We start from the raw sequence: 26,328 nt of genomic DNA, 5'->3' as shown, positions 1-26,328 counted from the left end.
ATCGGCCGGGGCGGCCCGGACTACCTGGCGCGCGCCGCCACCGGGCCGCCGAGGCCACGCCCCCGCATGGCGAAGACCCGCGCCCCCGCATGGCGAAGGCCTACGCCCCCGCACGATGGAGACCCGCCCCCCCGCACGGTGGAGAGCGGCGCCCCCGCACCGTGGAGACCCGCGCCCCGTACCTCCTGCTACCGGACCGCGGTGCTGTTCGCCGCCGCGGCGGGCAGTGTGTGCAGGTTCCGCCGGACGAGGCGGCGTGAACGCTGCGGCCACCGGGGGAGCAGGCCGTGGCCAGGATCTGGCCGCCGAGGTCGAAGCTCCGCAGCGACGCGCCGTCCGCGGCGTCCAGCAGATGAAGCCGGCCGCTCCAGCCGCCCGCGTACACCGCGGCCCCGTCGGAGCACAGTGCGAAGAACTCCTCCCGCTCCCCGTGGTGCGCGCGCCGGACCGGCTCGCCGGCCGCGGCGCCCAGGCAGTGGACCGTGCCCGCGACGTCCCCGACGATCACCGTGTCGAGCGCCCGGACCGGCGGCGCCACCACCGGCGCGCCGAGCCGGGCCTCCCACACGGCGGAGCCGTCGGCGGCCGCCAGGCATCTCACCGTCCCCTCCCGTCCGCGACCACCAGGTGCTCCTCCAACGGCAGCGGCGACGCCAGGACCGGAGCCGGCAGCCGTGCGGGCGCCTTCCAGGCCAGGGCGCCGTCCTCGTCGTCCACGGCGAGGATCTCCGCGCCCCGCTCGGCCGCCAGGTACAGACGCCGGCCAGGACCTCGTCCAGGGGATCCAGGCTCCGCCCGGTGGAGGTGAGGGCGGCGCTCATGTTCTCGAAGTCGCGGCGGGCCACGTCCGTCCGCCCGTGGAGCAGATCGTCGAAGAGCTGGTCGCGGAAGGCCTGGGAGACGACGGGGCTCGACATCAGGGGCGCCAGGGCCTCCATTCCGGTGTCCGGGTCCGTCAGCGCCTTCCCCGCGAGGACGGCGAGCGCTCCGGTGCTGATCCCGGGCGTGCGCAGGGCCTGGTTGATCCGGTCGGCGCCCACCTCCTGGCCCTCGGAGACGGCCTGGACGACCGCCAGCGAGGGGTCCAGGGCCTCCAGGACCTCCAGCGCCCGCGCGTGCGTTTCGGGCCCCGAGATGTCCAACGGCTCGCGGGCGTCGGCCAGATGCCGGACGACGGCGTCGCCGCCGTGCGCGGTCCAGTTCTCGATGAGCAGGTCGTGATAGCTGCGCGCCTGCGGGGACAGCTCGCCGAGATCGGGCAGTTCGCCGCTCAGGGTCAGGCCGGTCACCCCGGGGGAGCCGTCGGCGTCACCCCAGTACAGCCGCATGGGCACCTCGGAGCCCGAGGACGTCGAGCTGGCCGCGGACAGGGTGCTGCGCATGCCGAAGGGCAGCAGGGCGGCCACGGAGTCCAGGACGCGCAGCAGTTGGAACGGCTCGTGGTGGCGGTCGCCCGTCACCGCCACCGGGCCGTCCAGCAGATGGGCCGCGGCGGCCGCCAGCCACCGGGTGAGTTCCGCGACCCGGGGGGTGATGTTGGCGCCGACATCGGTGACCAGCAGGTCCTCCTCGCGGAAGGCGAGGTGCGCGGGTCCGGCGCCGGCGCCGGACAGGCCCGCGGCCGCGGTGTGGGCGGCCCGGGCCAGCGCGCACCAGCCGATGCCCGCCGCCCCGATCGCCGCGTAGGGGACGGCGAAGTGGTTGATCCGGTAGATCGCGCGGTTGCTGCCGTCCACGCCGTCCGTGCCGTCCAGCAGGAAGACCCCGACGGTGCCGGCCCCGTCCGGGCCGGGATCTGAGAGAAACCTGAAAGAAAGGCAGGGGAATGAGGTGTTCTATTTCCGTTGTCGACGGTTTCCCGGGGACGGGAATGCTGGAATTGATCGAATTCGACCGGGTGTCGATCTCCTCAGTCCGCGGACGCCGTCCAGCCCTTCGCCTCGACCCGGGCCGAGTCCGCCGGGCGCGCCTCGTCGAACAGGACGGCGCGGCCGGTCTCGACCCGCTGGGCGTCGACGTAGGCGCCGCGGCCCACGTACAGGCGGTCGGTCGTGTACCGCCAGCGCAGGGTCAGCCGTCCGGCCGCCGGGAGGCCGGCCGTGAGCCCGTGCCAGACACGGCCCGAGTAGCCGGTGGCGGTGCCCGTGGGGTGCGGCTGCGGCTCCTCGCCCCGGCGCGTGGTGGTGAACGGCACCGGCTGCCAGGTGGCGCCCCCGTCCGTCGTGCACTCCAGGACGAGCACGTCCGACCCGGGCTCGGTGTCCCACCACAGGTCGCACCGCAGCCGGGCGCCGCCCGCGGAGGTGTCGAGCACGGGGAGGGCCAGAGTCGCCGTCGTGGCGCTCGCCATCCCGGAGAACCACGCCGTGCGGCCTCGCGTCGGTCGGACCGGTACGGCCCGTGCCAGGTCGTTGCCGGTGGCGACGCGCGGAGCGGAGCCGGAGCGCCAGTTGCGCACCGGGTGCACGGAGTTGCCGAGGACGACCAGGAACGAGTCGGTGGTCGGATCGAGGACCAGCGAGGTGCCCGTGAAGCCGGTGTGCCCCGCGGTGCGCGGAGTGGCCATCGCGCCCATGTACCAGTGCTGGTGGAGCTCGAAGCCCAGGCCGTGCTCGTTGCCGGGAAAGGCGGTGTTGAAGTCGGTGAACATCAGCTCCACCGACTCGGGCCGCAGGATGCGGGTACGCCCGTACGCGCCGCCGTTGAGCAGCGTACGGCCCAGGACCGCGAGGTCCCACGCGCACGAGAACACGCCCGCGTGCCCGGCCACACCTCCGAGGCTGAAGGCGTTCTCGTCGTGCACCTCGCCCCACACCAGACCGCGGTCCAGGCCCGACCAGGGCTTGCGGGCGTCCTCGGTGGCCGCGATCCGCGGCTTCCAGGAGGCGGGCGGATTGTAGCGGGTGCGGTCGAGGCCCAGCGGCCCGGTGATCCGCTCGTGCAGCAGGGTGTCCAGGGCGCGCCCGGTGACCGCCTCCAGGACCAGTTGCATGGAGATCATGTTCAGGTCCGAGTACAGGTACGCGGTGCCGGGCGGGTTGATCGGTGCCTCGTTCCAGACGAGTTCCAGCTTCCGCTCGTACGTCGGCGCGTCGTACAGCGGGATCCAGGCCCGGAATCCCGAGGTGTGGGTGAGGAGTTGGCGGATGGTGACGTCCTGCTTGCCCGCGCGCCCGAACTCCGGGAGGTAGGACGCGACCCGGCCCTCCAGCTCCAGCGTGCCCCGTTCGAGTTCCTGCACCGCGAGCATCGAGGTGAACAGCTTGGAGACCGAGGCCAGGTCGAAGACGGTGTCCCGGGTCATCGGGATCCGCCGGTCCGCCGGGAACTCCACGGCGGTGTCGGTCTTCTCGTCGTACGCCGAGTAGCGCACCGCCATGCCGATCGGCTCGTGCAGCGCCACGGTTCCGCCGCGCCCGGCGAGCAGCACGGCACCCGCGTACCAGGGATGTGTGGGGGACGGGCCGAGGAACGCCTCGGCGTCCTCGACGAGTTGGCGCAGCGGGGCGGCGAGCAGGCCGGCCCGCTCGGGGGATCCGTGCCGCAGGGTGGGGCTGCCGTTCGCCGGGGCGGCCGCGGCCGGGCCGGCGGGCAGGGCCGCGAGCGCGATAGCCCCGCCCAACGCCAGTGTTCCCAAGCCAAGTTGGCGGCGGGTCAGCCCGCCCGCTGCTCTGCCTGCCGCGTCGTCGCTCGTCATGAGGCCTCCCGCCCACCGTCTGAAAGTATCTTTCGGGGATGGTCGTGTGCGGTGAAACTTTCGTGTCAGGCGGGGGCTGTGTCAACGGCGCGTGCGCTGCTGGAGCTATCTGACAGCATGTCAATTAGCCCCAGGGGGGCGGTATCAAGGCGGTTCTTGACCTCTCGCCGCGCCGGACCCAGGATCATCTGTCATGACGCCTGGACACGGCAGCACGGTCGACGGAGTCCTGCGGCGCAGCGCCCGCCGCACCCCGGCACGCGTCGCCGTCGAGTACGGCGAGCGCTCCTGGACGTACGCCGAACTCGACGACGCCGTCTCCCGCGCGGCGAACGTCCTGCTCGGCCAGGGCCTCGCCCCCGGCGACCGGGTCGCCGCCTACGGTCACAACTCCGACGCCTACCTGATCGGCTTCCTCGCCTGCGCCCGCGCGGGCCTGGTGCACGTGCCCGTCAACCAGAGCCTCACCGGCGACGACCTCGCGTACATCGTCGGCCAGTCCGGCAGCGCCCTGGTCCTCACGGACCCGGATCCGGCCGGACGACTCCCGGCCGCTGTGCGGGCGTTGCCCCTGCGTGACGCCGGGGACTCGCTGCTCGCCCGGCTGCCGTCCACGCCGCCGTACGACGGTCCCGAGCCGCGCTCCGAGGACCTCGTGCAGCTGCTGTACACCTCGGGCACCACCGCCCTGCCCAAGGGCGCGATGATGACGCACCGGGCACTGGTCCACGAGTACCTGAGCGCGATCACCGCACTCGACCTCAGCGCGGGGGACCGCCCCGTCCACGCGCTGCCCCTCTACCACTCGGCGCAGATGCACGTGTTCCTGCTGCCGTACCTCGCCGTGGGCGCGACGAACATCGTCCTCGACGCGCCCGACGGCGACCGGATCCTCGACCTGGTCGAGGCCGGGCGCGCGGACAGCCTGTTCGCCCCGCCCACGGTCTGGATCGGGCTGGCCAACCGCCCCGACTTCGCCACCCGCGACCTCGGCGGACTGCGCAAGGCGTACTACGGCGCGTCGATCATGCCGGTGCCGGTCCTGGAGCGCCTCCGGGAACGCCTGCCGGGACTCGCCTTCTACAACTGCTTCGGCCAGAGCGAGATCGGTCCCCTGGCCATGGTGCTCGGACCCGACGAGCACAAGGGCCGCATGGACTCCTGCGGCCGGCCGGTGCTCTTCGTGGACGCCCGCGTCGTCGACGAGGAGGGCAAGGACGTCCCCGACGGCACGCCCGGCGAAATCGTCTACCGCTCACCGCAGCTGTGCCAGGGCTACTGGGACAGGCCCGAGGAGACCGCGGAGGCGTTCCGCGAGGGCTGGTTCCGCTCCGGCGACCTCGCCGTGCGCGATGCGCACGGCTACCACACGGTCGTCGACCGGGTGAAGGACGTCATCAACTCCGGTGGCGTACTGGTGGCTTCGCGCCAGGTCGAGGACGTTCTGTACGCTCATCCGCAGGTCGCCGAGGCGGCCGTGGTCGGCCTTCCCGACGAGCGGTGGATCGAGGCCGTCACCGCATTCGTCGTCCCCTGCGGCGAGGTCACCGAGGCCGAACTGATCGCCCACGCCCGCGAGAAGCTGGCGTCGTTCAAGACTCCCAAGAAAGTGATCTTCGTGGACGAACTGCCGCGCAACGCCAGCGGGAAGATCCTCAAGAGGGAACTGCGCGACCGGTTCGGTGCGCGGTGACGGCGTACCCGTCGGCGGAGGCCACCCCCGGCACCCCCGCGCTGACTCTGCGCCCCTGGCGCGCGGCGGACGCCGCCGACCTGGTCGCGGCGTACCGGGACGAGACACTGCGCCGCTGGGCGGGTCCGGCCGTGGATGACGAGACCGGCGCGGACCGGTGGATCCGGGAGCGACAACGGGACTGGGAGACGGGGGACCGTTTCGCGTTCGCCGTCCTGGAGGCCCCGGGCCCCGAGGGGCACGAGGACCGGGAGGGGCCCGAGGCACGCGAGCGGTTGGTGGGCCACGCCGTCGTCAAGGGCCTCCGCCCCGGTGCCCCGTCCGCCGAAGTGGGCTACTGGACCGCAGCGCACGCGCGCGGCAGGGGAGTGGCCCCCCGGGCCCTGCTGGCCCTGACCGACTGGACCTTCGCCCTGTTCGCGGACCGGGGGCCGGCCCGGCTGGAGCTGCTGCACCAGGTGGACAACACGGCCTCCTGCCGGGTCGCGCGGAAATGCGGCTACGAGCAGTCCGGGCTCCTGCCGGCGGCGCCGCCCGACCACCCGCTCGACGGCCACCTGCACATCCGCACACGGCTCCCCGACAGGGCCTGACGCCCCTCCTGAAAAGTCCCCCTCACGTGGCCTGTTGACGCCGGGACTCGATGGCTAGGCTGACCCGCGGACGACGATTGGGGAGGAGCACGGACGTGGCCGAGAGCACTGTCCAGCAGCACCCGCTCGCGGGATGGGACAAGCCGGAACTGGATCTCAGCAGCGCGCAGTGGCAGTCCAGCAGCGGCGGGCTGGGAGATGTCCAGATCGCCTTCGTCGAGGGATTCATCGCGATGCGCAACGGCGGCAGCCCGCAAAGCCCGTCCCTGATCTTCACCCCCGCGGAGTGGGGCGCGTTCATGTCAGGGGCGCGGCACGGGGAGTTCGATCTCACCTGACCGGACGCGGACAGGGGGTGTTTCCCTCGTGTTCGGGGACAGGGGACCTTGAAAGCCCCGCGGGGGCCGGCGGCCGAGCGGCGCCGGGCCCGCGGGGAGGTCGCCATCCGGAGGAGAGGAACTCATGAGCACCCCACCGGTCGTCGCCGCCGTCGACGGCTCCGACGACAGTCTGCGCGCCCTGGACTGGGCCCTCGACGCCGCCCGGCGGCGCGGGGCGCCCCTGCGGGCGGTACACGTCCGCCAGTACGCGGCCCTGGCGCAGCCCGACGTCCTCGTCGCCGGACCGCCCGGCGACGACGGCGATCCGGTGCTCGACCAGGCACGCGCCCACCTGGGCGAGCGCACCTCCGGGACCGAGGTCGAGTACGCCGGTTTTGACGGGCTTCCGGGCGCGCTGCTGCCCGAACTCGGCTCCACTGCCCAGCTGTTGGTGCTCGGCTCACGGGGGCGAGGCGGCTTCGCCAGCCTGCTGCTCGGCTCCAGCAGCCTGGCCGCGGCCCGCGACGCCGAGTGTCCGGTCGTCGTGGTGCCCCGGCCCGGCCGCGAGGTCCACGGCGAGACGGCGGCCGGCCCGGGGCCACGCGTGGTCGTCGGCGTCAACGTCGACAGCCCCGACGGCGCCCTGCTCGACTTCGCCTTCACGGAGGCCGCCCTGCGCGGGGCCCGGCTCCAGGTGCTCGCCGCCTACCCGTGGCCGCCCCCGGCCTGGGTGGCCCCGGCGGAAGTCACCACGCTCATGGTCGACCAGGACGCCGTGGAGAGCGAGACCCGGACCCTGACCGAGGGCTTCCTCGCCCCGCACCGCGCCCGCCACCCCGACGTGCCCGCCGAGCTCCATGTGGCGCCCGGCGACGCGGCCGGCCTGCTGGTCGCCGCCTCCCGCGACGCCGGACTTGTCGTGGTCGGCCGCCACCGCCGGCGCCTGCTGGCACCGGCCCGCATGATGGGCTCCGTCACCCAGGCGGTCCTGCTGCACGCGGCGAGCCCGATCGCGGTGATCCCCCCGTCCCCGCCGGAGGAGTGACGGCGGCCGCTCGGGTGACGCGGCCGGGTGGCGTCCTCGGCCGGTGGCGCTGTCGCGTCGAAGGGGCGCTGGGCACCGGGCAGTACGACGGGTTCCTGTCGCAGGGGGCGCGGGCGTGGTGGAGGGGGACGAGGAGTCGCGGCACGCTCCCGTGCCCGGGCGGCGTCGCTGTCGCCGCAGCCGTCGCCGAAGGAGGGGGTGACGGCTGCACCACCTGGTCACGGCGACCGGTTTCCCTGCTGTCAGCACGAGGCCGGCCTCGCCGGGCCGGGACGCGCGGCGGTTCGCTCCGGGCCTCGCCCCGACCACCTCCGCCACGACGGCCACCGTGGCACCCCGCCGACCGACCGCCGGGAACGAACCGAGCGGGAGGCTGGGGACCCGCCCGCGCCGCCGACCCGCGTTCCTCGCTCCCGCCGTGCGCCCTCCTCGCCCACGCCGTGCGACCCGGCCCGCCGAGCGACGCCGGCACCGACCCGCCCGTCGCCCGAACTCCCACCATGCCCGTACTGCACTGGACCAAGAAGGCGGGCCGCACCGCAGACACGGTGGGGCCCGCTCACACCGTAGACACAGCGGGCCCCCGCCCCCGCCGCTGATCGCCTTCCCGACCAGCCCGACGGGCCGAGGCGGCGCACCGCCACCACGCGCGGCACCGCGTGGACGGCACCGGGTGATTCCACCCCCGGCCGGTGGCCGCCCTCACGCCACGTGGCAGGCCGGGGCACGTACCATGGCGGCATGTCGTTCCTCCGCCGCCGCAACGCCACGCCCGCCGGGCCCGACTTCGACGTCCTGGCCATGGACCCGGGCGACTGGCCCGGCAACCTGGGCGCCGGTCTGCTGCCCGCGCCCGACGGCACCTGCCAGGGCGTGTTCCTGCGTTACGACCTGTTCGGCGGCCGCGGCACCGCGATGATCATCGGCAATCTGCCCGAGGGCTCGGTCGCCCGCGAGGTCACCGAGGGCGAGGTGCCCTTCGAGGTGGCGCAGCTGCTGCTGGCCCTGGAGAACGACGAGGAGGTCACCGTCGTCGGAAGCGAGGACATGCCCGTGCTCCAGGGCGACAACCTCCTGATCGTGCGCCGGCTGAAGCTCTCCGAGAGCCGTATCTCCTGCGTGCAGTTCGACCGCAGCGACGGCGTCCTGGTCACCATCGCCGCCTGGGACCGGCCGATCACCGACGACCTGTACGCCCTGCTCAAGCCGCTGCCCGCGGAGCTGTTCCAGCAGGGCTGACCAGGCGCCACGCGAAAGGGCCCGCCCCCACGGGACCGGCCCCCCACGTTCTCGTACGACGGACGACCTCGGCCCGCTACCGGGACGACGGCTCCACCCGTACGTCCGCGGCCCGCACGAACGCGACCCGGTGGCCGAACTGGATCTGGTAATACGTGTCCTTGCCGACCACCACCCGGTGCGACGCCGTGGTGAAGGTGGCCGAGTAGTAGTACTCACCCGGCTGCAGGTCGCCCACCACGTACTTCTGGCCCGCGAGCAGCTTGTACGGCAGCGGCGACACCGCCTGGACGGGCACGCCCGCCGGATAGGCCCCCGCCTCCGGGTAGGCCCTGCCGTACACCGGCACGCTGTCCAGCCCGGCCTTCGGCGTCACCACCGTTCCGGCCGCGTCCACCGCCGCCGGCTGCTTCGCCGGGTTCTGGAACCAGGCCTTGTGGCCCAGGTACCAGATCGCCGTCCAGTCGCCCTGCCGGCCGGCGACCGCGTACTGCTGCCCGGTCTCCACCCGCGAGGCCACGTCGTTCACGTCGATCGTCGACGGGCTGCCGTCCGGCCTGAGACCGATGTCCTTGATCAGCGGCGAGGAGGTGTCGGGCTGCGAGTACAGCCGCACCTCGCTGGAGCCGTGCGCGTCGCACGGCCGGCCGCTGGTGACGCAGCCCGTGTACTCGGGCCGGTTCGTCGCGTAGTCGGGGCGGATCGTCACCAGGCCGCCGTTCTTGCCCGCGGACGGCTCGAACGGGCGGCCCAGCAGCTTGAAGTAGTGCTGCCAGTCCCAGTACGGGCCCGGGTCGGTGTGCATGCCCGGGATGCTCGCGGAGGTCGGCCCCGGCACGGTGTCGTGGCCGAGGATGTGCTGCCGGTCCAGCGGGATGTCGTACTTGCTCGCGAGGTACTTCACCAGGCGCGCCGAGGACCGGTACATCGCCTCCGTGTACCAGGCGTCCGGCGAGGCGAGGAAACCTTCGTGCTCCAGCCCGATCGACTTGGCGTTGATGTACCAGTTGCCCGCGTGCCAGGCCACGTCCTTGGCCTTCACATGCTGGGCGATGTGCCCGTCGGTGGAGCGCAGCGTGTAGTTCCAGGACACATAGGTGGGGTCCTGGATCAGATTGAGGACGCCGTCCCAGCCGCCCTCCGTGTCGTGGATGACGATGTACCGGATGGACTGCGCCTTCGGCCGGTCGCCCAGGTCGTGGTTGCCGTAGTCGTCACCGCCGAACTCCTCGTACGGCGCCGGGATCCACTCGCAGGACACCGAGGCCGGGCACTCCGTACCCTCCGCCGAACGCTGCGGCAGGGCCGTCAGCGTCAACTGGTCGGTGCGCGGGGCGACGCCGGGCCGCGCGGCCAGGACGACCAGCTGGCCCGAATCGGTGGTGAGCCGCTCACCGGAGCGGATCACGTTGTACACGTCGTCGGCGTAGGCAGCCGCCGTCGCGCTGTCGTCCGCGCCGGAGAACCGGGCCACCGCGCCGTACCAGGCGGCCGGATCCGCGCTCAGCGGTTCGCCGAGCTTCTTCTGGGCGGCCGCCAGCAGGGCCGCGCCACCCGCGATGTTCGCCGACTCGTCCTCACGCAGGCGCGCGGCGGGGATCCCGGTCAGCCCGGCGGCCTCGGGCAGCGTCTTGAGCCGGGCGGGCACGGCTGATTCAGCCGGCGCCTTCGTCTCGGGGTGCAGGGCCGGCCGCGCGTCGTCCCCGCGCGCGTCCTCCGTGCCCTCACTGTGGTGCGGGGCTTCGGCGAGCGCGGTGCGCGCGTCGGTCAGGTGCATCGGCCCGTAGCCGCCGGTCACGCTCGGGGCGCCGCCGTGCCCGTCCCAGCGCGACTGCAGATAGGACACGCCCAGCAGGACGCTGAGCGGCACGTGGTACTCGGCGGACGCGGACGCGAACGCCCGCTGCAGCCTTCCGGTGTCGTCCGTGGCGGCGCCCGCGGACGGGGTAGCGCCCAGCAGCGGCAGCAGCAGCGCCGCCGAGGCGACGACCCCCGCCGCGCTGCGCGCGCTTCTGCGTCCCGGCACGGGTCTGGGGTCGATGGCGGATCCTCGCAATGCAGCCTCCTGGGGCGCTCGGGCGTAGCGGGGCGTGCGGGGCCGGCGTGGATCAGTGGTACCGGCTGTCCGACGATCCGTCAATCATGCGCACAGCAAGGCGATTCCCCATGTCAAGCGGCATGTCGGCGAGTTTCCGCACGGCACCCCCAAGGCCTGCGCGGCGTCAGTGGCTTACACCAATGGTCCCCTTCGGCCACTACTCCGAAAGAGCTGAACGAGAACCGGGCCGGGGAGGGGGAAGTGGCGAGCGGCGGAGATGGCAGGGCATGACAAAGGACCGCGGGCACCCGGTCGATGGGTGCCCGCGGACCGCTGTCCCCGTCAGCGAGTGCCGACGGCCGCGCGTACGGCCCGGCGGGCCAGTTGGCAGTCGTCGTGGAGCCGCCGCAGCAGCAGCCGCTGTTCCGCGCCGGACGGCGCAGCACCCGGGTGGGCCGTGCCCGGTGCCGCCGGGGCCGTATCGTGCATGGAGCGCTGCACGGCCGTCTCGTAGGTGCGGATCTCCCGGGTGAGCACGAGCATCAGGTTCACCAGGAACGCGTCCCGCGTGGCCGGGCCGGCCGACTGGGCGAGCTGGCTGATCTGCCGTCGCGCCGCCGGAGCGTCCCCGAGCACCGACCACAGCGTCGCCAGGTCGTAGCCCGGCAGGTACCAGCCCGCGTGCTCCCAGTCCACCAGCACGGGGCCGGCCGGGGAGAGCAGGACGTTCGCGAGCAACGCGTCGCCGTGGCAGAACTGGCCCATGCCCTGGCGGCCCGCGGCGTGCGCGATGCCGTGCAGCAGCTTCTGCAGGTCACCCAGGTCCCGGTCGGTGAGCAGACCCAGCTCGTGGTACCGGGAGATACGGGCGGCGTAGTCCAGCGGGGCGTCGAACGTGCCCGTCGGCGGCCGCCAGGCGTTCAGCCGGCAGATGGCGCCCAGGGCAGCCCCGATGTCCGCCCGGGGCGGGGCCTCCACAGGGTGCCGTTGCAGGGCGGCCACCCGCCCCGGCGTCCGTTCGATCACCAGCGTGCAGTTGTCCGGGTCCGCCGCGATCAGCCGGGGCACCCGGACCGGCGGCCGGTGCCGGACGAACGAGCGGTATGCGGCTATTTCGTGCCGGTAGCGCTCCGCCCACGCGGGGGAGTGGTCGAGTAAACACTTGGCGACAGCCGTGCTGCGCCCGATGGTGCCGACCAGGAGCACGGACCGCCCGCTGCGCCGCAGCACCTGCACCGGAGCGAACTCCGGGCAGATCCGGTGCACCGAGGCGATCGCCGTGCGCAGTTGCGCGCCCTGCGGGCCGGACAAGTCGAGTCTCCCGCTCAGCGTTTGCGTGCCGGGCCCCACGGCGTGCCGCGCCCGGCCGGCACCGAGCGGGGGGGCCGCCGGACGCAGGGGGTCGAGGTGGGGGCCGCCGGTGCCCTGACGGGTACGCGGCGACCGGGGCGGGGCGGACACGGAGGACGATGCTGCATACATGTGGCGGGACCGATCCCTTCGTGTGCCTGATGCTTCAGCGCGCTCCCGGCCCGGACGCCCGGGTGCACCCTGGGGAATGTCCCTCGGCGACCGGGTCGGGGTGGCGCGTTCCTACCTGACACCCGGTGCGCACTGGCACACCATGTGGCGCACCCTGGCGAACCCTGGCGAATAGTCGCCCGGCAAGTCGCAGCGGGTCTACTGTCAACTCAGCCGAGTACCTGGGGGCTTGACGTGACAGGACAACCCAACACCCGTCTCGCGGACCTGTTCGGCCTGGCCGGCTGGTCCAAAGGGGAACTCGCGAGGCTGGTCAACCGGCAGGCGGCGGCCATGGGCCACCCCCAGCTGGCGACCGACACCTCCCGGGTGCGGCGCTGGATCGACATGGGAGAGATCCCGCGCGATCCCGTACCGCGGGTGTTGGCGGCCCTGTTCACCGAGCGTCTCGGCCGTGTCGTGACCATCGAGGACCTCGGTCTGGTACGGCACGGGCGTACAGGGAAACGGCAGGGCGACGGGAATGAGGAACATCCCGACGGAGTGCCGTGGGCGCCCGAGCGGACCGCCGCGGTCCTCACCGAATTCACGGGAATGGACCTCATGCTCAACCGACGCGGCTTGGTGGGCGCGGGCGCCGCGCTCGCCGCGGGCTCCGCACTCAGCAGCGCCATGCACGACTGGCTGCAATCCGATCCGACACTCAAGGCCGAAACCCCCGCCCTCGACCATCCCCTGCACGCCGACCCCGCTGGGTTCGACCGCTACGACGCCGCCCCCATCGGGTCGCAGGAGATCGAGGAACTCGAACGCTCGGTGGAGGTGTTCCGAGCCTGGGACGCCGCCCGCGGCGGCGGGCTGCAACGCAAGGCGGTGGTCGGCCAGCTCAACGAGGTGGGCGGCATGCTCGCCTACCGCCACCCACCCCACCTCCAGCGGCGCCTGTGGGGCGTCGCAGCCAACCTCTCCGTCCTCGCCGGCTGGATGTCCCACGACGTCGGTCTGGAACCCACCGCCCAGAAGTACTTCGTCATCGCCGCCCACGCCGCCAGGGAGGGCGGCGACCGGCCACGCGCCGGGGAGGCGCTGTCCCGCGCGGCGCGCCAGATGGTGCACCTGGGCCGGCCCGACGACGCGCTGGACCTGATGAAGCTCGCCCACTCCGGCGCGGGCGACCGCCTCCAGCCGCGCACCAAGGCGATGTTCCACACCATCGAGGCCTGGGCACAGGCCTCGATGGGCAAGGGCCAGGCGATGCGCCGCACCCTCGGACAGGCGGAGGACCTGTTCGTCTCGGACACCGGCGACGCGGAGCCGCTCGACTGGATGCAGACCTTCAAGGACGAGGATCTGTACGGCATGACGGCGCTCGCGTACCGCACGCTGGCGGAGCACGACCCGAACGCGGCCGCGCACGCCCAGCACTACGCGGAGAAGGCCCTGGCCCTGCGCGTCGACGGACGCGAGCGGTCGAAGATCTTCGACCATCTGTCCATGGCCTCGGCCTGCTTCATCGCGGACGACCCCGAGCAGGCGGACCGGTACGCACGGCTGGCCCTGATGGCGATGGGATCGAACTCCTCCCGCCGCACCTGGGACCGGCTGCGCGAGATGTACCGGCTCACCGCCGAGTACGCCACCTATCCGAAGGTCGGCGAGTTGAGGGAGGAGATCCGGCTGGCGCTGCCCAAGCCGAAGGGCAGGAACACCGGCAGCGCACCGGCGTAGGGTCCCGGTTCCGTACGCGGGCTACGACGTCACTCGGGCGACCAGCACGCAGGCGTCGTCCTCGCGCCCGGTTCCGCCGAACTCCTCCACGACCGTCCGTACGCACTCCTGCACGCGCCGCGCCGCGGTGAACCGCGGGGCCAGGTCGAGCAGGCGTTGTGCGGTGGCCGTCCGTCCCTCACGCTCGGCTGCGCTGGTGCGCGCGGACTCCCGTCGCGGCACCAGTCCGTCGGTGTGCAGCAGGAGGAGGTCGCCCGTCTCCAGGGTCTCCTCGGCCTGCCCGTAGGAGGCTCCCGAAGCAGCGCCGAGCAGGACGCCGTCCGGGGCGTCCAGGATCCGCCCCGTCCCGCCGCGGAACAGCAGCGGGGCGGGGCGTCCTGCCCGCGCCCAGGTCAGGGTGCGGGTGGCGGGCCGGTAACGGCAGCAGAGGGCGCTGCCCAGAGCCGGCTGCACGGTGGCGTCCAGCAGTTGGTCGAGCCAGGTCATCAGCTGGCCCGGCCGGGCCCCCGCCATCGCCATGCCGCGCAGGGCGCCCAGCAGCAGCGCCGTGCCCGAGGCCACGCCCGGCCCGCGGCCGGTGAGTGCGCCGACGCTGAGCAGGGTGTCGCCGTCGGACAGCTCCAGCGCGTCGTACCAGTCGGCCCCGATCGGCGTGCCGGTCGAGGACGGCAGGCGGTGGGCGGCCAGGTCGAGCCTCGGGCGGCCCCTGCGCGGGAGCCGCAGGGAGCCGCGCCACGGGGGGAGCGCGGCTTCCTGCGGCTCGACGGCGAGCCGGTGCTCGGTCTGCGCGCGACGCCGGTGGCGGTGCAGCGAGTCACGGGTCTCGCGCACCGCCGACTGACTGAGCCGCAGTTCGCTGACGTCCCGCAGCACCGCCCACATCGAGGTGGTGCCGCCGTCGGCGTCGAGCACGGGCTCGCCCATCATGTGCACCGCGCGGACGGCTCCGTCGGGCCGCACGATGCGGAACTCGCCGTCGATCGGCTTGGCGTCGACCAGGCAGTCGGTGACCATGGCGGTCAGCCGGGGCCGGTCCTCGTCCAGCACCACGGAGGGCAGTTCGTCGAGGGTGAGCGGGGGAACGGCAGGGTCGCGGCCGAGGATCAGGAACAGCTCGCCCGACCAGGCGGCCTCGTCCGTGAGCAGGTTCCACTCGGCGCTGCCGACCCGGCTGAGCAGCGGGCCGCGCGCTGGGGCGGCCCGTGAACCGGGTTCCGCCCCCGATGCCGCGGGCACCGGGGGCGGACCGTCCCGTAACTGCGCCAGGTGTTCGTCCAGATCGTTGAGTTGGCGCAGCGCCAGATCGCACAGCGCACGCTCCCACCGGCCCCGCGGATCCGAGGCGTCGCCCTGCGCGTCCCGCCGTACGGCGTCCACCTCGCCCCTGAGCCGGCGCGCCTGTGAAATCAGCGCGTCGACCGGCCCGCGCCCTGGTGGCTGGGCGGGGGAGCGGTCCGCGGACACGTGGGGCGGCATGGCGCACTCCGATACGGGGACGGTACGGCCGAGGCGGTGGGAGGACCGCTACGACTGTTGCACAGCCGACGGCGCCCCGTAAGGGATTTGGCAAGACGCGACACGAGGGTGCACCTGGCATATGCCACAGTCTTCCCCTGGTGGCTGACCGGCACTTTCGGTGTAGCCGCCCCGGCGGCCAAGGCGTAGACGACGTACGTGATTTGGCGGTCGTCCGGAGGTGATGCCCGGACGTTCAAGCGTGTGTTCTACGGTCGTGTGTTCCCTCCCGGTCGGTCGCCCGAGGCCGATCGTCGAAGGAGTGACACAGGTCACATGGATTGGTGGCGGGTCATGCGTAATGCGAACGGCCCCTCCGGGCTCCTAAGGACAACGGCACAACCGGCCGACCTGACGACCCGCAGGGGAGACCGATCATGGACACCACTCTCGAACAGTCCGCCCGCGCCCGCCTGATCACCGCGGACGGGCGGGAACTCCCCGTGCCCGCCACCCTGCGCTATGTCTCCACCGACCCGCTGGCCGTGCACGTGGACTTCCCGCCCGAGGCCTCCCTCGACGGCGCGGCGGTCTCGTGGACCTTCGCCCGCGCCCTGCTGGAGGAAGGACTCGAAGGGCAGGCCGGAGCCGGAGACGTGCACCTGTGGCCGTGCGGAGGGTCCCGTACGGTGCTGGAACTGCACTCGCCCTCCGGCCTGGCCCTGCTCCAGTTCGACACCCCGGCGCTGCGCCGCTTCCTGCTGCGCAGCTACGCGGTGGTCCCGGCCGGCCAGGAGGACCTCGCCGCGGCCGTCGACCGCGGTCTCAGCACCCTCTTCGGCACGGTCTGACCCCGGCGGGCCGGCCGCGCCGGGCACCGGGCCTCCCCGGAGGCGCCCCGGTGCCCGTGCCCGGCACGGCCGTGCCCGCGTCCGGCGTGTCCGGCGTCAGTAGCGCAGCACTCCGGCGATCCCCTGCGCGTCGCCCAGGGTGCCGTCGGGGACGAAGCGCACGTCGGCGCCCGTCTCCAGGCACTGCTCGACGATCTCGTCCACGATGTCCTCGCGGGCGCCCGGCTCCTCGCTCTCCGCCGGAACCAGATGGCCGCCGGCGGAGTCGCGCACCGTCACGCGGTAGTTCTCCTCGACGGCCAGCAGCCGGATCCGGCCCTCCCGCGCGGTCTGCCAGACCTCGTCGACACCGGCCGCGTACTCCTTGCGCCCACGGGCCCCCTCCAGTTCCCGGGCCACCGCCTCGCTGTCGCCCCGCGTCTCCTCGCCGTGGATGGGTCCGATGGCACGCCAGACGGCCTCTGGGGTGGCGTGCGCCAGGCCGCCGTGCTGGACGGGCACCCCGCACTTGGCGACGCTGCCGACCTCCTCCAGGGCGGACAGCGCGGCCGGCTCGCCCGTGATGTACAGCCGGCGCGGGTGCTCGCGCAGGACCGCGCTCATCGCGCTGTCCGCCTCCCGCAGGAACTGGCGGGTGCTCTGGTCCCGGAACGTGCTCGGCGCGTCGCCGATCTGCATCCGGCGTTCGGCGTCGAAGTTCTCGACGAGTTTCCTGGTCAGCGGGAAGCCGCCGGTGTGGTCCTCCGTGACGCGGTCGACGCCGCCGGTCCACAGCGTCACGCGGTCCGCGGAGACGGACAGTATCCAGAACGGGCGCTCGGCGGTCCGCGCGGAGACCAGGTTGCGGGTCAGGAAGGTGTCCGAGAGGACCACGCGCTCCGGGACGGTACGGGACAGCGACCACACCTGGTGCTCGCCCGGGGCCGCGAAGATCGCCAGTCCGTCCTCGGCGTACGTCAGGTCCACCTCGGCGAGGGCCTGGTCGAGCTGCCGGACGACGTCGTTGCGCTGCTCCCGGGTGACCTGAGGGTTGGTCTCCAGCTGCCGCTTGGCCTCGGCCACGACGTTGCGCAGCCGGACCGGATCCTGCGCGTTGTCCGGCTCGCGGCGGTGTGTCGGCGTCAGCACCGACACCGCCGGGTAGGGGCGCGGACGCCGCAGCTCGGTGAGGATCGAGGGACTCAGCTCGTGCTCCATGACAGCACGATAGGTCCGATTCGCACTTCAGGCATTCGGGGCAACTCGGCTCGCGCGCGGGGTCTTTCGCTGGTAAGGGGCCATAGGCGTCGCAGGGCCTGCGGCGTGCCCCGCTAGCGGCCGTCCGACATGTGGGCCGCCCGGGCCGGTGCCGCCCCGTTCGCGCACATTGGAGAAGTCTTTGCCCTTGACCGGTTCCCGGTGCTCCGCCCCTGGTGCGAGGCCCCTTCCGCGATGTTCCGGGAGCAAAGTGCGGCCGGAACGAGCGGGTCACGGTGGCAACCGGGTGAAGGCCGCGTTGACCGCCTCCGCCCCGGTGGCACACGCTCGTCATATAGATGCTCGATGCAACTGGTTCGCCCGGGCGTCGGGCGCTCACCCGGCTCCGTGCGGGTGAGCGATCCCTTCCGGCGGGCCGGAGGGCAGGAGGTAGCGGATGTGCGGCATCACCGGCTGGGTCTCCTACGACCGCGACCTGCGCGCCGAGGCCGCGACCCTGCGAGCCATGACCGAGACGATGGCCTGCCGCGGCCCCGACGACCGCGGCACCTGGACCGAGGGGCCGGCCGCTCTCGGGCACCGCAGGCTCGCGATCATCGACCTGCCCGGCGGCCGGCAGCCCATGACCGCCGGCACCCCCGACGGCACGGTGGCGCTCGTCTACTCCGGCGAGGCCTACAACTTCACCGGGCTGCGCGCCGAATTGGCCGCGCGCGGCCACCGCTTCACCACCGACTCCGACACCGAGGTCGTCCTGCGCGGCTACCTGGAGTGGGGCGACGCCGTGGCCGAGCGCCTCAACGGCATGTACGCCTTCGCGATCTGGGACGGCCGCCACGACGAACTCGTCATGATCCGCGACCGGATGGGCATCAAGCCCTTCTACTACCACCCCACCCCCGACGGCGTCCTCTTCGGCTCCGAGCCCAAGGCCATCCTCGCCAACCCCATGGTCCGCCCCCGGGTCACCCTGGACGGCCTGCGCGAGCTGTTCACCTTCGTCAAGACCCCGGGCCACGCCGTCTGGGACGGCATGCGCGAGGTCGAGCCCGGAACCGTCGTCACCGTCGGCCGCACCGGCCTGCGCACCCGTGTCTACTGGCGGCTGCGGACCCTGCCCCACCCAGACGACCGCGACACCACCGTCGCCACGGTGCGCACCCTGCTGGACGACATCGTGCGCCGCCAGCTCGTGGCCGACGTACCCCGCTGCACCCTGCTCTCCGGCGGCCTGGACTCCTCCGCCATGACCGCGCTGGCCGCCCGCCGCCTGGCCGAGCAGGGCGAGAAGGTGCGCAGCTTCGCCGTCGACTTCGTCGGACAGAGCGACCACTTCGTCGCGGACGACCTGCGCGCCACCCCCGACACGCCGTTCGTGCACGACGTGGCGCGCGCCGCCGACACCGACCACCAGGACATCGTGCTCGACGCGCACACCCTCGCCGACCCGGAGATCCGCCGGAAGGTGGTCCGCGCCCGCGACCTGCCGATGGGCTTCGGCGACATGGACTCCTCCCTGTACCTGCTGTTCCGCAGCATCCGGGACCACTCCACCGTCGCCCTGTCCGGCGAGTCCGCCGACGAGGTCTTCGGCGGCTACCAGCACTTCTTCGACGAGGAGGCGCGCCGCGCCGACACCTTCCCCTGGCTGGTGCGCTTCCAGCGCGACTTCGGCGACGACGCCGGTGTCCTGCGCCCCGACCTCGCCCGTGCCCTCGACCTGCGCGCCTACGTCGCCGACGGCTACCGCACCGCCATCGGCGCCGTCAGCCGCCTCGACGGCGAGAGCGACTTCGAGTTCCGGATGCGGCAGATCTGCCACCTCCACCTGACCCGCTTCGTCCGGGCCCTGCTCGACCGCAAGGACCGGATGAGCATGGCGGTCGGCCTGGAGGTCCGCGTCCCTTACTGCGACCACCGCCTGGTCGAGTACGTCTACAACGCGCCCTGGGCCCTGAAGTCCTTCGACGGCCGGGAGAAGAGCCTGCTGCGGGAGGCGACCGCGGACCTGCTGCCCAAGTCCGTCTACGACAGGGTCAAGAGCCCCTACCCGTCCACCCAGGACCCCAAGTACGCCCTCGCCCTCCAGGACCACGCCAAGGACCTGCTCGGCCGGCCGGGGCACCCGGTCTTCGACCTCGTGGATCAGGAACGGCTGCGCCGCCTCGCGCACAGCGACACCCCCCTCGGCGGCAACCAGGCGGCGCGACGCGGCCTGGAGCGGACCCTCGACCTGGCCGTCTGGCTGGACCTGTACCAGCCCCGGATCGTCACGGGCTGAGCCCCGTCAACCGCTCGCGTCCGGCTCCCGGTCCGCGCCGCACGAGCTGCCGTCGGCCGGCAGGGAGCCGTACAGCAGGAAGTCGTTGACCTTCTTGTGCACGCACCGGGAGGACAGGTACCCGGTGTGCCCGTCGGCCCGGTTGTCGAGCACCACGGCGGACGGGCCGAGCCGCCGCGCCGTCTCCGGCGTCCAGCGGTACGGGGTCGCCGGGTCGCCGCGGGTACCGACCAGCAGCATCCTCGCCGTGTCGACGTTCTTCACCTTCTCGCGGATGAAACCGGTGCCCTTGGGGCGGCCGTAGCACATCAGCAGCTCGTTCAGCCTCGCGCGGCCGAAAACCGGCGAGGCCTGCTCGTACTCGGCGCTCAGACGCCCGAGGTCCCTGGTGAGCTGCGCGGCGCCGGGCCGGTCGGGGTCGTCGGCGCAGTTGACCGCCATGGTCGCGGCGGGCTGGTTGTCCGGCGGTATCCCGGCGGAGCCGACCAGGCCACCGTCCGCCGGACGCGGCGCGCCCCGCCGTCCCGGCAGGGTGCCACCGCCCAAGGTGAAGGCCTCGATGCCGTGCGTGTCGCCGTCCTGCACCAGGGAGGCCATCGCCCGTTCCAGGGTGGGCCACAACCGCCTGCTGTAGAGCGCCTGCCCGACCGCCCGGGCGAGGTCCTGGCCCGACAGCCGGCCGCCGAACCCGTTCGGCACCGGGTTCGCGTCGAGCGAGCGGACGAGCTGGACCATCTGGTCACCGGCCGCGCGGCGGTCGACGCCCAGCGGGCAGGCGAGGTCCTGCACGCACCAGTCGAGGAAGTCGTCGAGCGCCGTCTGCTGCGCCTCGGCGGCGACCAGCCCCTGCTCCGCCAGCGGCTCGGTCAGGGTGTCCACCCCGTCGAGGGCCATCCTGCCGACCTTGCCGGGGAACAGCGCCGCGTACACCGCGCCGAGCCGGGTGCCGTAGGAGAAGCCCAGGTAGTCGAGCAGGTCGTCGCCGAGCGCCTGACGGATCACGTCCAGGTCCCGGGCCGCGTCGACGGTGCCCATGTGTGCCTGGACCGGGCCCGAGCGCCGGGCACACTCGGCGGCCATCCGCTGCCACCCCGTGATCTTCTCGCGGGCGACCTTCGGGTCGCCGAGGTTCCCGTTCCCGCCGGTCGTCTGCGCGGCCCGGTCGTCCGTGCCCAGGCCGCAGCCGACCGGGGAGGACCTGCCGACGCCCCGCGGGTCGAACGCGACCACGTCGTAGCCGTTGGTCAGGTCCATGAACCGTCTGCCGTCGGTGGTCAGTCCGGGCACGCCCGCGACGCCGGGGCCGCCGAAGTCGAGCAGCACCGAGCCCCGGGAGGGGCCGGTGGCCCGGTAGCGGGCCAGGGCGAGGTCGAGGGTGCCGGCGCCGGGGCGCGCGTAGTCGAGGGGAACGGTGACCCTGCCGCACTGCAGGTCCGGCGGGGCGCCCGCCTCGCACGCCGACCACGTCACCTTCTGGCGGTAGAAGCGGCTCAGGCCACCCGGCGTGTCGCTGCCGGCCCCCGCGGGCAGTCCCGCGCCGAGGACGACGAGCGTGACGGCCCCGGCGCACGCGCCGCGCCGGGCCGTGCGCCGCGTCGACAGTTTGGCCGGCATGGACGCCTCCAGCAACGCTCCGCCGCGGACCGGGAACAGGCCTTCGCCCACCCTAGGCGGCCCCTCCGGACGCCGCCTCCCGGCGGCCGGCCGCACGGTCGCCGCACCGGGACCCGACGCCCGGCGCCGGCGGCTTCGCGCATCGTTCGATAACAGGCCCCCCGATGGGGTGAAAGGGCGACAGGCCATAACCCCGAATCCTTCACCAGCGTTTTACGGGGTGCGGGTGAGCGCCCGCGACCATGTCTGGAAGGCAGGGAACCTATGAAACGGGTCACCCGGAACAGTGTGATCGCCGTGGCCGCCGCCTCCGGCGCGATGGCGATGGCCATGCCGGTGTCCGCCTTCGCGGCGGACGGCGGCGCCGCGGCGGAGGGTACCGCGGCCGGCTCGCCCGGTGTGCTCTCCGGCAACACCATCCAGCTGCCGGTGGACGTTCCGGTGAACGTGTGCGGGAACACCGTGGACGTGGTGGGGCTTCTCAACCCCGCGGCGGGCAACCGGTGCGCCAACGCGTCCGACGGGAGGGACCGGACGCCGGCAGCCTACGGTGCGGCGGCAGAGGCGAGCGCACAGGATTCCCCGGGTGTGGTCTCCGGCAACACCATCCAGCTGCCCGTGCACGTTCCGGTGAACGTCACCGGCAACAGCGTGAACGTGGGGGGCATCGGCAACGCGGCCTCCGGCAACACGTCCACGAACACCCCGGGCCACCATGTCGCCCCGACGCCCGCGCCGCCCGTGCGGTCCGAGCCGCAGCAGCAGCCGAGGCCCGTGACCGACCCCGACCCCGAGCCCGCGGCCGTGCCTCAGACGCAGGTGACGCTCGCCCACACCGGCGCGGATCAGACCGTGCCGGTGGTGGCCGCGGGGGCGGCCCTGGTGCTCGGCGGAGCCGTCCTGTACCGGCGTTTCCGGCCCGGCGCGTACCGCTGAAGCGGCCCCGCGACCGCGGTGGAGGCCCACCGGACCTGACCGGTGGGCCTCCACCCGGTGCGGCCCCCCTGGGGGCGGGTCCCGCACCGAAAACCTGTTGCCGTGGACGTCCGTGATCTGTTCCAGTCGGCTTATGGATCACGTTGCGGTACTCGCCCTGTACGACCGGGACCTGCGCGAGGGCGCTCGCCCCGACGGCCCCGGCATGCGCGTGGAGCGCGTCGGGAAGGTGGTGCGCCAAGTCGGCTCGGAGCAGGACTGGAACGGCGTGCTGTGGTCGGACCTCGACGAGGCCTCCGTGGACGCCGCGATCGCCGAGCAGACGGTCCGCTACGGCGAGTCAGGCCTCGCCTTCGAGTGGAAGGTGTACGGGCACGACCGCCCCGCGGACCTCGGGCGGCGTCTGCTGGCCGCCGGCTTCGCCCCCGAGCCGCGGGAGACGCTGATGGTCGGCGAGATCGCCGATCTGCACCTCGACGCCGAGCCGCCCGAGGGCGTTCGCCTGCGCACGGTCACCGACGAGGCGGGTGTCGACCTGCTGGTCGGCGTGCACGAGCAGGCGTTCGGTACGGACGGCTCCCGTCTGCGCCACCGCCTCCTCGCCCGGCTCGCCGCCGAGCCGGACACGCTCGTCGCCGTCGTCGCCCTCGCCGGTGGCGTGCCGGTGAGCGCGGCGCGTATGGAGCTGGTGCCCGGGACACCGTTCGCGGGCCTGTGGGGCGGCGGTACCGCAGAGGGCTGGCGGGGCCGCGGCATCTATCGTGCCCTCGTCGCTCATCGCGCCCGTGCCGCCGCCGACCGCGGCTACCGCTACCTCCAGGTCGACGCCTCCAGCGAGAGCCGCCCCATCCTCGAGCGCCTCGGCTTCGTCGCGCTCACCACCACGACGCCGTACGTGTACGAGCCGTGAGCCGTCTCCCGGTCCGAGCGGGGGCGCCGGCTCAGCGGTGACCCGCCTTCGCCCGGTCCAGCGCGGCGACACCCACCGCGGCGAGGGCGATCTGGATGAGCCACTCGATCCAGTCGACCCCCTTGGTGTCGGCGACACCGAGCGCGGAGGCGATCGCCGCGCCGATCAGGGCGGCCACGATGCCGATGAGGATCGTCCAGAGAACGCCTATGTGCTGGCGGCCGGGAACGACGAGCCGTCCCAGGACACCGATGATCAAGCCGATGACGATGGCACTGATGATGCCCGTGATCTCCATCTTCCGCCCCTCTGCGTCGTGACCCCCGCGAACTTCGAATGCCCGCTGGAACCGGAGCCACACCGATCGGTTCCACCGCCCCGGCTTGACGTGCAGGTGACTGCCCGCGCGACTGGAGTGCGGAATCACGCGGGTGACTCGGGGATGGACGGTGACTCGGGGATGGACAGGAGCGGTTGGTCGACAAGTTCGAGCGCCCGCGTCCGAGCGTGTTGAGCGCCGTGAAGCGACGAGCCGAGGAAGCCATGGCCCACCCGCCGAGCTATGTGTACGTCATCTATATCGAGAGCACGCCCGAAACGGCCTGGGACGCCCTCACGGACGCCGATCTGACCGCCGTGTACTGGGGCCACAGCAATGTCTCCGACTGGCGGCCCGGCTCCCGCTGGGAGCATGTCCGCACCGACGGTTCGGGCGTCGCCGACGTGGTCGGCACGGTGGTCGAGGCCGACCGCCCCACCCGCCTGGTGACGACCTGGGCCGCGCCCGAGGACGCGGAGCGGCCGGACAGGCACTCCCGGGTCACCTTCGACATCCGGCCGCACGGGGACATCGTCCGCCTCACCGTCACCCACGAGGACCTCAACGACGAGGGCGAACTCGCCGACGTCTCGGCCGGCTGGCCGGCGGTCCTGTCCAATCTCAAGTCCCTCGTGGAGACCGGCAGTCCGCTTCCCCAGGACCCCTGGCTGGTGCCCGGTCACTGACCCGGGGAGAGCCCGGTCCGCTCACGCGCGGACCGGTCCCGACTTCTCGCACCGTTCGTGCATCGCATGCCGGTCCTCACCGCACGCCTGCTGCTCCAGGCGGCGGCGCAACTGACGCAGGCCCCGGCGGGCGTGGCTCTTGACGGTGCCCAGCGGCCAGCCCGTACGCGCCGCGATCTGCGTCTGGGTCAGGTCCTCGAAGAAGGCCAGGCGCAGCACGCGCCGCTGGGCGGTCGGGAGCCGGTCCAGCTCGTACCGGACCAGCACGCGGTCCAGGGCGGCCTCCGGCCGGCCGCAGGACGGATCGGCGGTGCCCAGGGCCGCCCCGGCGGCCGCGACCAGCTCCCCGCGACGGGTCCGGGCGGACAGCGCGTCGGCGATCCTGCGCCGGGTGATGCCGACGATCCACCCGGCGAGCGGGCCGCGTTCGGGCCGGTAGCCGTGCCTGCCCCGCCAGACGCCGAGGAAGACCTGCTGGGTCACGTCCTCCGCCTCCTCGGGGTCCCCCAGGGACCGCCAGGCCAGCGTGTGGACCAGGGCCGACCAGCGGTGGTAGGCGGCGGCCAGGCAGGCGTCGTCGCCCGCCACCAGGCCGCGCGCGAGCTCCTCGTCGGGCGCCCGCGCGGGCACTTCCGCGAGACGGTCCGTAGCGCGAGCGGAAGCCGACGCGGCAGCGTCAGCGGGACGCGCGGTGCCGGTCGGGACGGAGGTCGGATGCGGTGTCATGACGACGGCTCCTGTGACGGTTCCCGGGACTCGCCCCCGTGCCGCCATCGTGTGATCCCCGCCGTGCCCTCCTCAACTTGCATCGATCCTGCGTCGTTTTCCCGCCGGGCGCGGATCCTCACTCGCGTCCACGGGCACGCTTGAAGCGGGCCAGCCCCTCGGACAGTTCCACGACCGGGTCCGGATAGTCGAGGGCGGCCCGCGCCGGACCCTGGAGCTTCCACGGCTCGTGCACGGCCGGCCCGTCCAGCCCGGCGAGTTCGGGCACCCAGCGGCGTACGTACGTGCCGTCGGGGTCGTAGCGCCTGGACTGGGTGACGGGGTTGAGCACCCGGTTGGGCCGGGTGTCCGTGCCGGTGCCCGCCATCCACTGCCAGTTGAGCTGGTTGTTGGCGATGTCGCCGTCGACCAGGTACCGCAGGAAGTGCCGCGCGCCCACCCGCCAGTCGACGTACAGGGTCTTGGTGAGGAAGCTCGCGGTCAGCAGGCGGCCCCGGTTGTGCATCCAGCCCTCGTGCAGCAGCTGTCGCATGGCCGCGTCGACGATCGGGTAGCCGGTGCGGCCCTCCCGCCACGCCTCGACGTCCTCGCGCGCGGACCGTTCGGACCGCCACCGGTCGTGCTTCGTGCGGTAGTCGGCGCTCGCCGCGGCGGGCCGCGCCGCCAGCACCTGGCGGTGGAAGTCGCGCCAGGCGACCTGCCGTACGAAGGCCTCCGCGCCCGGACCGCCCGCGCCGCGCGCCCGGTGCACGAGCTCGACCGGGGAGAGGGTGCCGAAGTGCAGGTGGGGGGAGAGCCGGGACGTGGCGTCGACGGCCAGGTCGTCGTGGCGCTCCTCGTAGGCGCCGACGCCGGAGCTCAGCCAGGCCGCCAACCGCTTGCGGCCCTCCGCCTCGCCGCCCGGCGCCAGTCCCGCCGACAGGTCCGCGGCGGCCGGCCGGGAAGGCAGCTCCTCGGAGGTGACGCCGTCCGGCACGCGGACGGTGCGGGGGGCGCCGAGCGGAGCGCGCAGCCGCTGCGCCGACCACTGCCGGAAGTAGGGAGTGAAGACGGCGAAGTGGTCCGAGGAGGACGGTGTCAGCGCGCCGGGCGTGACCGCCGTGGTCACCGTGTCGTGCACGTGCAGCCGGCGTCCGTCCGCCTCCAACGCGCGCCGCAGGCGCTCCTCGCGGCGGTGGGCGAAGCCGCTGACGTCGGACGCCATGTGGACCTCGTCGGCGTCCGCCTCGCGGGCCACCTCGCACACCTGGTCCACGAGGTCGCCGCCGCGGACGACCAGCCGGCCGCCGCGCCGGCGCAGTTCCGCGTCGAGGCCGTGGAGGCAGTCGGCGAGGAAGGCCAGCCGGTTCGGGGCGGCGAAGCCGGCCCCGTCCACGGCGCGGTCGCGGACGAACAGCGGGACGACGTGCCGGGAGCCGTCGAGGGCGGCGCGCAGCGGCGGGTGGTCGTGCACCCGCAGGTCGGCGGTGAACAGGACGACCGAGACGTTCATGTGGGGTCTCCGTGGAGGGGACGGGA

Annotated in this window: 22 protein-coding genes; 12 read left to right on the top strand and 10 right to left on the bottom strand. The window is 73.4% G+C overall.

All coding sequences use genetic code 11. The features are described 5' to 3' along the window. Nucleotides 1–100: 100 nt before the first annotated feature. The gene (locus ACWC91_RS15275; RefSeq protein ID WP_450642844.1) at nt 101–568 is read right to left on the bottom strand and encodes a YncE family protein; all 468 of its coding nucleotides are present in this window, start codon (nt 566–568) and stop codon (nt 101–103) included. 289 nt (nt 569–857) lie between these two features. Here ACWC91_RS15275 and ACWC91_RS15270 point away from each other — a divergent pair, with 289 nt between their 5' ends. After that, on the top strand, nt 858–1,799 hold the full coding sequence (locus tag ACWC91_RS15270; protein WP_450642842.1) for a hypothetical protein: 942 nt from the start codon (nt 858–860) through the stop codon (nt 1,797–1,799). 110 nt (nt 1,800–1,909) lie between these two features. On the opposite strand, the gene ACWC91_RS15265 is transcribed toward ACWC91_RS15270, so the two are convergent. Next, nucleotides 1,910–3,697, bottom strand: a complete 1,788-nt coding sequence (locus ACWC91_RS15265) for a serine hydrolase (protein WP_450642841.1) — start codon at nt 3,695–3,697, stop codon at nt 1,910–1,912. Nucleotides 3,698–3,890: 193 nt separating this feature from the next. On the opposite strand from ACWC91_RS15265, the gene ACWC91_RS15260 reads away from it, so the two are divergent. The 5 genes from ACWC91_RS15260 (at nt 3,891) to ACWC91_RS15240 (ending at nt 8,587) form a co-directional block, all read left to right on the top strand. Further along, entirely contained in the window at nt 3,891–5,390 is a 1,500-nt protein-coding gene (locus tag ACWC91_RS15260; protein WP_450642840.1) for an acyl-CoA synthetase, read from the top strand. Further along, nucleotides 5,387–5,983 carry a GNAT family N-acetyltransferase gene (locus tag ACWC91_RS15255; protein WP_450642838.1) on the top strand — a complete coding sequence of 199 codons (597 nt, stop codon included), beginning with the start codon at nt 5,387–5,389 and terminating at the stop codon, nt 5,981–5,983. Before ACWC91_RS15260 ends, ACWC91_RS15255 begins: the two co-directional genes overlap by 4 nt. A gap of 95 nt (nt 5,984–6,078) precedes the next feature. After that, entirely contained in the window at nt 6,079–6,321 is a 243-nt protein-coding gene (locus ACWC91_RS15250; RefSeq protein ID WP_225079216.1) for a DUF397 domain-containing protein, read from the top strand. A 124-nt stretch (nt 6,322–6,445) separates the two neighbouring features. Then, on the top strand, nt 6,446–7,348 hold the full coding sequence (locus ACWC91_RS15245; protein WP_450642837.1) for a universal stress protein: 903 nt from the start codon (nt 6,446–6,448) through the stop codon (nt 7,346–7,348). Nucleotides 7,349–8,089: 741 nt separating this feature from the next. Then, nucleotides 8,090–8,587 carry a hypothetical protein gene (locus tag ACWC91_RS15240; RefSeq protein WP_450642836.1) on the top strand — a complete coding sequence of 166 codons (498 nt, stop codon included), beginning with the start codon at nt 8,090–8,092 and terminating at the stop codon, nt 8,585–8,587. A gap of 76 nt (nt 8,588–8,663) precedes the next feature. Here the strand turns inward: ACWC91_RS15240 and ACWC91_RS15235 are convergent, their stop codons facing one another. Then, nucleotides 8,664–10,643, bottom strand: coding sequence for an N-acetylmuramoyl-L-alanine amidase (locus tag ACWC91_RS15235; protein WP_450642835.1), 1,980 nt, complete (start codon nt 10,641–10,643; stop codon nt 8,664–8,666). Nucleotides 10,644–10,967: 324 nt separating this feature from the next. Next, a complete protein-coding gene (locus ACWC91_RS15230; protein ID WP_450642834.1) occupies nt 10,968–12,107 on the bottom strand; it encodes an aminoglycoside phosphotransferase family protein in 1,140 nt (379 codons plus the stop codon). Nucleotides 12,108–12,341: 234 nt separating this feature from the next. On the opposite strand from ACWC91_RS15230, the gene ACWC91_RS15225 reads away from it, so the two are divergent. Next, a complete protein-coding gene (locus ACWC91_RS15225; RefSeq protein WP_450642832.1) occupies nt 12,342–13,835 on the top strand; it encodes a DNA-binding protein NsdB in 1,494 nt (497 codons plus the stop codon). A 21-nt stretch (nt 13,836–13,856) separates the two neighbouring features. Here the strand turns inward: ACWC91_RS15225 and ACWC91_RS15220 are convergent, their stop codons facing one another. Beyond that, nucleotides 13,857–15,311 carry a PP2C family protein-serine/threonine phosphatase gene (locus ACWC91_RS15220; RefSeq protein ID WP_450642831.1) on the bottom strand — a complete coding sequence of 485 codons (1,455 nt, stop codon included), beginning with the start codon at nt 15,309–15,311 and terminating at the stop codon, nt 13,857–13,859. A gap of 416 nt (nt 15,312–15,727) precedes the next feature. Between ACWC91_RS15220 and ACWC91_RS15215 the strand changes: the two genes are divergently transcribed. Further along, entirely contained in the window at nt 15,728–16,141 is a 414-nt protein-coding gene (locus tag ACWC91_RS15215) for an SsgA family sporulation/cell division regulator (protein ID WP_225079222.1), read from the top strand. Nucleotides 16,142–16,237: 96 nt separating this feature from the next. Here ACWC91_RS15215 and ACWC91_RS15210 read toward each other — a convergent pair whose 3' ends face one another. Beyond that, nucleotides 16,238–17,338: a baeRF3 domain-containing protein gene (locus ACWC91_RS15210; protein ID WP_225079223.1), complete on the bottom strand. Its 1,101-nt coding sequence runs from the start codon at nt 17,336–17,338 to the stop codon at nt 16,238–16,240. A gap of 436 nt (nt 17,339–17,774) precedes the next feature. On the opposite strand from ACWC91_RS15210, the gene asnB reads away from it, so the two are divergent. Further along, entirely contained in the window at nt 17,775–19,619 is a 1,845-nt protein-coding gene (asnB, locus tag ACWC91_RS15205) for an asparagine synthase (glutamine-hydrolyzing) (protein ID WP_225079224.1), read from the top strand. Nucleotides 19,620–19,625: 6 nt separating this feature from the next. On the opposite strand, the gene ACWC91_RS15200 is transcribed toward asnB, so the two are convergent. Next, nucleotides 19,626–21,233, bottom strand: a complete 1,608-nt coding sequence (locus ACWC91_RS15200; RefSeq protein WP_450642829.1) for an alpha/beta hydrolase — start codon at nt 21,231–21,233, stop codon at nt 19,626–19,628. A 264-nt stretch (nt 21,234–21,497) separates the two neighbouring features. Here ACWC91_RS15200 and ACWC91_RS15195 point away from each other — a divergent pair, with 264 nt between their 5' ends. Continuing rightward, the gene (locus ACWC91_RS15195) at nt 21,498–22,169 is read left to right on the top strand and encodes a chaplin family protein (RefSeq protein ID WP_450642828.1); all 672 of its coding nucleotides are present in this window, start codon (nt 21,498–21,500) and stop codon (nt 22,167–22,169) included. A 133-nt stretch (nt 22,170–22,302) separates the two neighbouring features. Next, nucleotides 22,303–23,079, top strand: a complete 777-nt coding sequence (locus tag ACWC91_RS15190) for a GNAT family N-acetyltransferase (RefSeq protein ID WP_450642827.1) — start codon at nt 22,303–22,305, stop codon at nt 23,077–23,079. Between the two features lie 31 nt (nt 23,080–23,110). Here ACWC91_RS15190 and ACWC91_RS15185 read toward each other — a convergent pair whose 3' ends face one another. Beyond that, nucleotides 23,111–23,377, bottom strand: coding sequence for a GlsB/YeaQ/YmgE family stress response membrane protein (locus tag ACWC91_RS15185; protein ID WP_450642825.1), 267 nt, complete (start codon nt 23,375–23,377; stop codon nt 23,111–23,113). A 221-nt stretch (nt 23,378–23,598) separates the two neighbouring features. On the opposite strand from ACWC91_RS15185, the gene ACWC91_RS15180 reads away from it, so the two are divergent. Beyond that, nucleotides 23,599–24,084 (top strand): SRPBCC family protein, encoded by a 486-nt coding sequence (locus ACWC91_RS15180; protein WP_308043180.1) that lies wholly within the window; start codon nt 23,599–23,601, stop codon nt 24,082–24,084. A 21-nt stretch (nt 24,085–24,105) separates the two neighbouring features. On the opposite strand, the gene ACWC91_RS15175 is transcribed toward ACWC91_RS15180, so the two are convergent. Together ACWC91_RS15175 and ACWC91_RS15170 are read right to left on the bottom strand one after the other, a co-directional pair. After that, a complete protein-coding gene (locus ACWC91_RS15175; RefSeq protein ID WP_225079229.1) occupies nt 24,106–24,810 on the bottom strand; it encodes a sigma-70 family RNA polymerase sigma factor in 705 nt (234 codons plus the stop codon). A gap of 118 nt (nt 24,811–24,928) precedes the next feature. After that, a complete protein-coding gene (locus ACWC91_RS15170) occupies nt 24,929–26,302 on the bottom strand; it encodes a cryptochrome/photolyase family protein (RefSeq protein WP_450642823.1) in 1,374 nt (457 codons plus the stop codon). Nucleotides 26,303–26,328: the final 26 nt, after the last annotated feature.

The sequence above is a fragment of the Streptomyces sp. NPDC001204 genome, from assembly GCF_053598035.1.
This window is presented reverse-complemented; position numbering and strand designations above follow the sequence as displayed.

What these genes read in the sequence shown, in the direction of transcription:
- ACWC91_RS15195 (WP_450642828.1), top strand. Translation starts at nt 21,498, where the DNA reads ATGAAACGGGTCACCCGGAACAGTGTGATCGCCGTGGCCGCCGCCTCC.
- ACWC91_RS15210 (WP_225079223.1), bottom strand. Translation starts at nt 17,338, where the DNA reads ATGGAGCACGAGCTGAGTCCCTCGATCCTCACCGAGCTGCGGCGTCCG.
- ACWC91_RS15220 (WP_450642831.1), bottom strand. Translation starts at nt 15,311, where the DNA reads ATGCCGCCCCACGTGTCCGCGGACCGCTCCCCCGCCCAGCCACCAGGG.
- ACWC91_RS15185 (WP_450642825.1), bottom strand. Translation starts at nt 23,377, where the DNA reads ATGGAGATCACGGGCATCATCAGTGCCATCGTCATCGGCTTGATCATC.
- ACWC91_RS15200 (WP_450642829.1), bottom strand. Translation starts at nt 21,233, where the DNA reads ATGCCGGCCAAACTGTCGACGCGGCGCACGGCCCGGCGCGGCGCGTGC.
- asnB (WP_225079224.1), top strand. Translation starts at nt 17,775, where the DNA reads ATGTGCGGCATCACCGGCTGGGTCTCCTACGACCGCGACCTGCGCGCC.
- ACWC91_RS15190 (WP_450642827.1), top strand. Translation starts at nt 22,303, where the DNA reads ATGGATCACGTTGCGGTACTCGCCCTGTACGACCGGGACCTGCGCGAG.
- ACWC91_RS15215 (WP_225079222.1), top strand. Translation starts at nt 15,728, where the DNA reads ATGGACACCACTCTCGAACAGTCCGCCCGCGCCCGCCTGATCACCGCG.
- ACWC91_RS15265 (WP_450642841.1), bottom strand. Translation starts at nt 3,697, where the DNA reads ATGACGAGCGACGACGCGGCAGGCAGAGCAGCGGGCGGGCTGACCCGC.
- ACWC91_RS15260 (WP_450642840.1), top strand. Translation starts at nt 3,891, where the DNA reads ATGACGCCTGGACACGGCAGCACGGTCGACGGAGTCCTGCGGCGCAGC.
- ACWC91_RS15170 (WP_450642823.1), bottom strand. Translation starts at nt 26,302, where the DNA reads ATGAACGTCTCGGTCGTCCTGTTCACCGCCGACCTGCGGGTGCACGAC.
- ACWC91_RS15245 (WP_450642837.1), top strand. Translation starts at nt 6,446, where the DNA reads ATGAGCACCCCACCGGTCGTCGCCGCCGTCGACGGCTCCGACGACAGT.
- ACWC91_RS15240 (WP_450642836.1), top strand. Translation starts at nt 8,090, where the DNA reads ATGTCGTTCCTCCGCCGCCGCAACGCCACGCCCGCCGGGCCCGACTTC.
- ACWC91_RS15230 (WP_450642834.1), bottom strand. Translation starts at nt 12,107, where the DNA reads ATGTATGCAGCATCGTCCTCCGTGTCCGCCCCGCCCCGGTCGCCGCGT.
- ACWC91_RS15175 (WP_225079229.1), bottom strand. Translation starts at nt 24,810, where the DNA reads ATGACACCGCATCCGACCTCCGTCCCGACCGGCACCGCGCGTCCCGCT.